Source organism: Niastella yeongjuensis (assembly GCF_900110245.1).
Classification (GTDB): domain Bacteria; phylum Bacteroidota; class Bacteroidia; order Chitinophagales; family Chitinophagaceae; genus Niastella; species Niastella yeongjuensis.
In genome coordinates, this window is sequence record NZ_FOCZ01000030.1 from 1 (window position 1) to 7,935 (window position 7,935).

The window sequence follows — 7,935 nt, forward strand, 5'->3', positions numbered from 1 at the left end:
GGCAGAAACCGTTAATAATTTATAACTACGGCCTGCATCGGTTGGCTGCACGGCAGGAGCTTCTTCCAGGATGGCATGTGCATTGGTGCCCCCGATGCCAAAAGAACTTACCCCTGCCCGTAAGGGCCAGTTGCTGTTGCGAGCCCAGGGCTGCAGGCGGGTGTTCACATAAAAAGGCCCCCCTGCAAAATCGATCTCCGGATTTGCTTCCTGGAAATGCAGGCTCGGCGGCAATTGTTTGTGTTGCAGGCTCAGCGCTGTTTTAATAAGCCCCGCCACCCCGGCTGCCGTATCAAGATGTCCAACATTTGTTTTTACAGAACCGATAGCACATGTATGTGCTTTATTATTATTATTATTAAATGCAAGATTCAATGCCTCTACCTCAATAGGGTCCCCTAATCTTGTAGCTGTACCATGCGCTTCAACGTAAGAAATGCTTTCCGGCGTCACCCGGGCATATTTCTGCGCCCTGGTGATACAATCTGCCTGGCCTTCCACGCTTACCGCAGTAAAATCAACTTTCCGGTTGCCGTCATTATTTATAGCACTCCCCTTTATAACAGCATAGATATGGTCTTTTTCATCTATGGCATCCTGCAGCCTTTTCAACACTACAATACCAGCCCCTTCAGTGGCCACTGTACCACTGGCATCCTTATCAAAACTGCGGCAATGACCGTCTCTGGAGAAGATCATACCTTCCTGGTAGAAGTAGCCGTATTGTATTTCGCTTCTCAGGGTGATACCGCCTGCAAGCGCTACTTTCGCCTCTCCCAGCAGCAAACTTCTGCAGGCAAGGTGTACTGCCACCAGGGAGGTGGAACAGGTAGTATTTACCGCTACAACAGGCCCTTTCAGATTCAGTTTATAAGAGATAAGACCTGCCAGAAAATCTTTATTGCTGATATTGTTCAGACCAAAACTATCCATGCCCTCCGTTCTGTTTTCCAAACGGGCATGCAATCGCCAGTTTGAATCGTCGCCGCCTCCTACATAAATTCCAATCGGGCCTTTTACTACGCCCGGGTAACATCCGGCATCTTCAAGTGCTTCCCAAACACTTTGATGAAGCACCCGGTGCACAGGATTCATCAATTTCGCTTCCACCGGTGTGTAATCGAAAAAGGCAGCATCAAATAGATCTTTCTCCTTTAAAGCAGGTACAACGGGAATATGGTCCTTATTCTGAATAGTCACCTCCTCCATCTCGAGTGCCACCATTTCATCGCGCGACATATGATGCAAAGACTCGACCCCATTAACGAGGTTTGCCCAGAATTCACGCCAGGTACGTGCGCCGGGCACGGTACAAGCCATTCCCACGATCGCAATCTCAAGGCCTGTATATTTGTTATCTGTCTTCATCAATATTATTTAATAAGCTAACCGTTCTATCCATAATATCTACCGATGCATCCACTTCATTTACCGTACTCTCATCGATCACCGCGTCATCGCCAATAAGATATTCGGCCAATGCACTAATGGTGGTGAACCGGAACGCCGTAGCTACCGTTATTTTTCTGTCGGTTGTTTTATTGATCATGTTTACCATTCGAACGATCTTAATGGAGTTGCCCCCGATATCAAAGAAATTATCGGTTACCCCTATCGTGTCTTTTCCCAACAATTCACGCCATATCCGCACCAGCTGTTCCTCCATATCATTACGTGGTAAGATATAAGGACGATCTTCGGCTTCACCCAACACTTCAGGCACCAACAACTGTTGCCTGTCTATTTTACCATTGGGAGTTAACGGTAATTTTGGTAATTGTACAAAATGCGAAGGCTGCATGTATTGCGGCAATTTATTCCGTAACCACATCCTGAGATGTTCTTGTGGCAACGGCTGTTTACTTACGAAGTAAGCAATCAACTCCTTATCACCCGCTGTTTGCTCCCGTACCGTTATCACCGCCTCATCAATCAATTCATTGTCGAGCAATGCAGCTTCAATCTCCCGCAATTCAACCCGATGACCATTTATTTTTACCTGGTCGTCCCGGCGGCCTATGTATTCGATATTGCCATTGGGCAACCATTTGCCAAAATCCCCGGTCCGGTATAGCCGTTCGCCCGGTATAAACGGATCGCTGATAAACCGCTCCGCCGAGAGTTCCGGTTTATTCATATAATGAAGGGCTACCCCTTTGCCGCCGATATAAATTTCACCTTCTGCACCTATCGGCAAAAATTGCCTGTACTGATCAAGGATATATATGCGGGTATTGGCAATGGGTTTACCAATCAGTACTTTTTCTGCTGTTCGATCAACGTGGGTACATGCCGACCAGATGGTGGTTTCTGTTGGCCCGTACATGTTATAGATGGCTACCTGCGGCAGATCATGGTACAGTTCCCTGACCAGTGCCGGCTGCAAACGCTCTCCGCCCAGCAGTAGCTTTTGTATCGATCGCAGGGATGGAATGTCTGTTTTTAACAGCATAGCCATAGAAGGCGTACACTGTAAATGCGTGATCTGGTGCTTTTTCAATTGTGCATGTACTGAATAATCTGTCCCGGAATGCGCGGCCCGTGCATTATAGGCATCTTTGAGGGAAGTGAGGTTTTCGAGACTTTCCATGGCATCGGCATACTGCACCCCAAAATCTATAAGGCAGGCAATTTCATCTACCCCAATAACACTCAACTTTTCGAGCATTTTCATACAGCTATCCTTTGTACCTATAAGGCTTGCTGTATTTACATACCTGTTGAACGCATGTTCCAGCAGGCTTTGCATATCCTCCTCGGAATAATTTTCCGCTTCCAGATCAATATTCAGATCAGTTGCCAGCGATTTTAACAGCCCTACCGATGTACGCAGGTAATTCATAAAAGGTGTACGGGCCTTTTCATAGGTGCTTTCTGTGTCTTTTCCTATGTAGGTATGCAGCATCAGCACCACCTGTGCTTTACTGCTGTCGTGGCCACTTTCGGCAAAAGCTTCGCGATAGGCTTTTATCTTTATTGCCAGCCCCTCCACTGTTTCCCCCAGCAAGTGGGTCAGTACCTTACCCCCCATGGCGCCGGCTTTTTTAAACGTTTCAATGCTATTGGCAGAAGTGATCCAGATCGGCAGTTCCGCCTGTACGGGTTTAGGGAATATACCTGTGTGCTTCAGCTTGCGATTTCCATCTTCAAAGGCGATGGCCTCCCCTTTCCACAATTGCTGAATGGCCTCGATCTTAGTATACATTTCTTCATGACGGCTTGCATAGCTGCCGGGTGAAAGCACAAAGTCACCCACATGCCAGCCAGAGGCACAGGCGATGCCTGCACGGCCATGTGAGATATTATCCACTACCGACCATTCTTCAGCTACGCGAATAGGATGATGCAACGGGATCACTACACTACCAGCCCTGATCTGAATGTTTTTGGTAACAGCAGCCAGCGCTGCTCCTAATACCGACGGATTTGGATACAAGCCACCGAACTCGTGAAAGTGCCGTTCGGGCGTCCACACAGCGCTATAGCCGTTCTTATCGGCATATCCGGCGCCTTCAAACAACAATTTATATTTATCATCTTCTGTTCCCGACTCTGCATTTCCAAAGTAAAAAAGACTGAACGAAAGCGGCTTTACCGCCTTCTGTTCTATACTGATAATATCCTTCACTTCTTTTTGCAAAACCACCCGGTAGCCGTTGGTAAGGGTCCAGATCAATTCCAGTACCGAGATATCGAACGTATTATTGGTGAGGGCCAGCAAACTGCCCGGCTCTCCGGTAAAGACGGCATTCATGCCTGTAAAAAAGCTCACTACATTACCATGTGTAACTAAACAGCCCTTCGGTTTACCGGTAGTACCGGAGGTATAAATACAATAAGCCACATCCGATGATTGTATTTGCCTGTCCACATCGTGACTATTATACCGCGAAAGCTTTTCTTTCATTTCCAGCAATGCAGCTTCGTTCAACACTGTTTTGCATTGACTGTCTTCTATGATATAATCTATCCGTTCCTGCGGATACGATGGATCAACGGGCACATACGCACAGCCGCTTTTCAGGATACCCAGCATGCATAACAACATCCACTCGGTTCGCTCCAACTGCAGCGCCACCAGATCACCGGTTGTAAGTTGACAGGTGCTTGTCAGGTAGTCTGCTATCTGATTCACTTTTTCATTCAGCTGCCGGTAAGTAAAGGACCGGTCTTCTACTATCAATGCAGGGTGCTCCGGCGTTTTATGAACCTGCTGTTCCAGCAACTTTACAATAGTCGTATCGGGAAATGCGATGGCAGTCTGATTAAATGTTTCCAGCAATGTTTTCTTCTCTTCCGGCTGCAGGTAATCTACCCGGCTAACAACCTCAGCTGGTTTTTCAAGTACTGCCCCGGTCAATTGCACCAGGTGATCGAGCCATTGTGTGGCGGTATGCTGTTGATACAGATCGCTGTTGTATTCAATAGTTGCCTGCAGGCCATCTTCCAATTCTGTAAAATCGAAGGTGAGATCCAGCTTACTTACCCAATGCTCCGCCTGCAGGTAGCTGCCGACCTTAATATCACCAAACTGTTGTTTTGCCTGAGCGGTTTTAATATTCGCGTTCTGCAAAATGATCATCACATCGAACAAAGGACTGCGGCTCAGGTCGCGCTGCAAATTCAGGTCATCTACCAATTTTTCAAACGGATAAGCCTGATGTTCATAGGCGCCCAGGGTTACCTGTCTGGCATGTGCCAACAATTGTTCAAATGTGTCTTCGGCCCGAAAGGTAGTACGCAGTGCAAGGGTGTTTAGATAGAGCCCTACCTGGTCTTCCAGGTCAATATGATCCCTTCCGGCAATCGGACTGCCAATGATGAGATCAGTTTGGCCGGTGTACCGGTACAACAAGAGATTCACTAAAGACAACAACCCCATGAACAGGGAAACATCATGTCGCCGGCACAAGACCTTTAATGCCTGACAGGTATTGGCATCGATCCGTTTGGTTACCCGGCCACCACGGTATTTTTTCTCTGCTGGTCTTGCATAATCTGCGGTCAACGCCAGCACGGGCAGTTGTCCCGAAAATTGCTGCAACCAATATTTTTTATGGGTTTCAAAAGAAGGACTCCGCAACTGCTTGTCCTGCCAGGATGCGTAATCTTTATATTGAATACGCAAAGGTTTTAACGATGGCGCCGCTCCTTTAACAATCTCGTTATAGAAAAGCAACAACTCATTGAATAAAACCTGCAGCGACCAGGCGTCGCTGACAATATGGTGCATTACACAGGTAAATATAAATTTATAGTCGTCGACCTGATAAATACAGGCACGCAGCAACGGCGCTGTTGTGAGTTGAAAGGGATACTGTATATCGGAACGGATCGCATTATCCAGTGCGTCGGTTTCAGTCTCCTTCCGAAGGTCCCGGTATGCAAGTTGAAAACCGGTTTCATCGGCCGCATGAATGAACTGCCTGATGTCGCCCTGCCGGTCGGTCCTGAATGAAGTGCGCAATATTTCATGCCGGTTTATTAAAGTCAGGAATGCATCTTCCAAAGCGTCCACACTCAGATCACCTTCCAATACATACACTCCCGGCATATTATAGGCACGGCTGGCCCCTTCAAACTGGCATAGGATCCACATCCTGTACTGTGAGGAAGATAAGGGATAACTTTCCTGTGGCGCTACAGGCTGTATAGCGGCATCTGTTTTATCAGCATTCAGCGCTGAAAGATATTCAACGATCTTTGCTTTGTTCTCCTTAAGCTCAGTCAACAGTTCAGCAGGCAGTGCATCTCCATTGAATTTCACTTTCAGATTATTATTTTCCAGGGCGATAATAATATCCCGTTCCCTTAATTTTTTTAAAAGGCTTTCCATTGCTGCAATATGAAATGATTGAGATTAGATCACTATTTCATTATCCGTTTTTACAGTCGAAGCGGCGAAGTATATCCGCTCGTCGATCTTTGCGGCCAGTAAGCGAAGCGTAGTATTCTTTAAAAAGTCGGTCAGGGTAATAGCACTATCGAACTCATTTTTTATCCTTTTCAACAACATCATGGCTTTCAGTGAATCACCGCCGAGTTCGAAAAAGTTATCTTCAATACCGATGCTTTCTATACCGAAGAAATTCTCAAAAAGCACCGCCAGTTTCTTTTCTGTTCCGGTTCCGGGAGTTATATAAATGGTCGATAATCCGGCACGTTCTGTCTTTATGTATTCAACAGTTTCATTTATACCACCGTTCAGGTAAGTTTCTTTTTTTACTTCATACACCCGGTGCATGCGGGTCGATAAGTCTTCCACCGTTTGAATCATTACGGGACAACCTGTATTGCCCAGGCTCCATTCGAACAGCGCTGTGACCTCATCGGGTTTCAATGCAAAACGCACCAGGCCACTTTCTTTCTGCAATTCTTCTTTCGAAAATGCCATCCCCCCCAAACCAATGATTCGCCATGTTGGAAGTTCTGCCAACCTCGACAACAGAAAATGATCCATATACAGATTGGCAGCGGCATAGGAACTAAAGCCCAATCCACCCAGTACGGTCGATAAACTGGAAGTGATCCACACAAAATCGGGATTCCTTTCCCGAAAAACCTGATAAATATTTTCTATGCCTTTCACCTTGGGCGCAAGCATAGCCAACGCATTGGCCGGTGTAATATCTTCTATCAGTTCAAAATAATGGTCATCAATAATACCTGCAGCATGAATGACCCCGTCTATCCTGCCTGTTTCCTGCTCTACTTCCGCTACCACTTGTTTCATTTGAGTATTATCAGCTACGTCTGCACGCCAATAGCTTACTTCCGCGTTCATCCCTTTAAGGATTTGGTAATGCGTTAGGTTTTTGCCCCTGAGTAATTCCAGCGCTGACCTGCCCGTTATTACCAGCTTTGCATCGTATTGTTGCAGCAGGTATTTGCTCAATACAAAACCTACATTCCCTAATCCACCGGTTATCAGGTACACACCACCGCGCTTTATCTTTCCGGGTACGCTTTTTATAACCTGTGTATTTTTCTGAAAATCCTGTATCCAGCGCTGCCCATGGCGAAGCGCCACAATGCGTTCCTTGCGGCCTTCCTGCTCACGAATTGCAGCAGCTAATTGCGGAATCCACTGATCCAATGGTTCCGACGGCAACAGATCGATATTAAAACAGGTCACCGAATATTCCTGTGGCAGCACATTCACCAACCCCAATAATAATGATTGATTGTAGTGGCCCGTTTCCGTGCCCAGCACTTTGTGCAAGCCCTCTGTTAACACAGCAATCCGCTTCTCCTGAAGCATACCCGCCCGTAACAGCGATTGTACCAGGTACACCAGGCCAAAATATGCCTGATTCGGTTGCGGTTCTACTCCTATTCCCCATGCGTAAAGTATATCAGTAATAACAAAACCGGCTGCCGACAACTCGCTCAATAACCAATCAAAATGGAATGGCATAGATGCTTCTATCTGGTACCGGTTTTCAGCCAACTGCCTGTTTTCATTTCCACAGCACACTTCAATTACATCCTGCCCGTCCTGTGCCAGCTGAGTTGTAAGCCTATCCGAAAAATTATTATCAGTAGAAAAAAATAAATAGCTGCGACGGGTATCCGATTCATTACTGCCTGCACTTTGTACCAACCGTTTCCAGGAAGGATAATACACCCAGTCTTTTAATTCCTTGTTTTCCGTCAGGCCCAGGTTCAACCCCGCCTGTAAATAATTTTTGATGGGATCTACCTCTGTGGGATATTTTACCGGTTCAAAACTATAAGTAGGTAAGGATATTTTTCTGCGTTGCTGGTCTTTGTAATAACCGTTCCAGTCGATGGCGACTCCCTTCGCCCATAACTCACCGATGCGCCCGGTAAAATATCCATGGTCATCGGCCGTTTCTTTTACGCTGCGTACCAGGTTCATCGCCACTGGTGCTGTTTGCGCCTTTTGTTGTTTTAACAAACTGATCAGCGAAT

General features: G+C 46.6%; 3 protein-coding genes. All 3 read right to left on the reverse strand.

Annotated features, from left to right (window positions below):
* On the reverse strand, nt 1–1,368 hold a 1,368-nt coding region (locus BMX95_RS34285), incomplete at its 3' end, for a beta-ketoacyl synthase N-terminal-like domain-containing protein (RefSeq protein WP_143067631.1).
* Nucleotides 1,355–5,836 (reverse strand): MupA/Atu3671 family FMN-dependent luciferase-like monooxygenase, encoded by a 4,482-nt coding sequence (locus BMX95_RS34290; RefSeq protein WP_081203086.1) that lies wholly within the window; start codon nt 5,834–5,836, stop codon nt 1,355–1,357. The genes BMX95_RS34290 and BMX95_RS34285, both read right to left, overlap by 14 nt.
* Nucleotides 5,837–5,860: 24 nt before the next feature.
* A partial coding sequence (locus BMX95_RS34295) for an SDR family NAD(P)-dependent oxidoreductase (RefSeq protein ID WP_143067632.1) occupies nt 5,861–7,935 on the reverse strand: 2,075 nt, incomplete at its 5' end.

What these genes read in the sequence shown, in the direction of transcription:
- BMX95_RS34290 (WP_081203086.1), bottom strand. Translation starts at nt 5,836, where the DNA reads ATGGAAAGCCTTTTAAAAAAATTAAGGGAACGGGATATTATTATCGCC.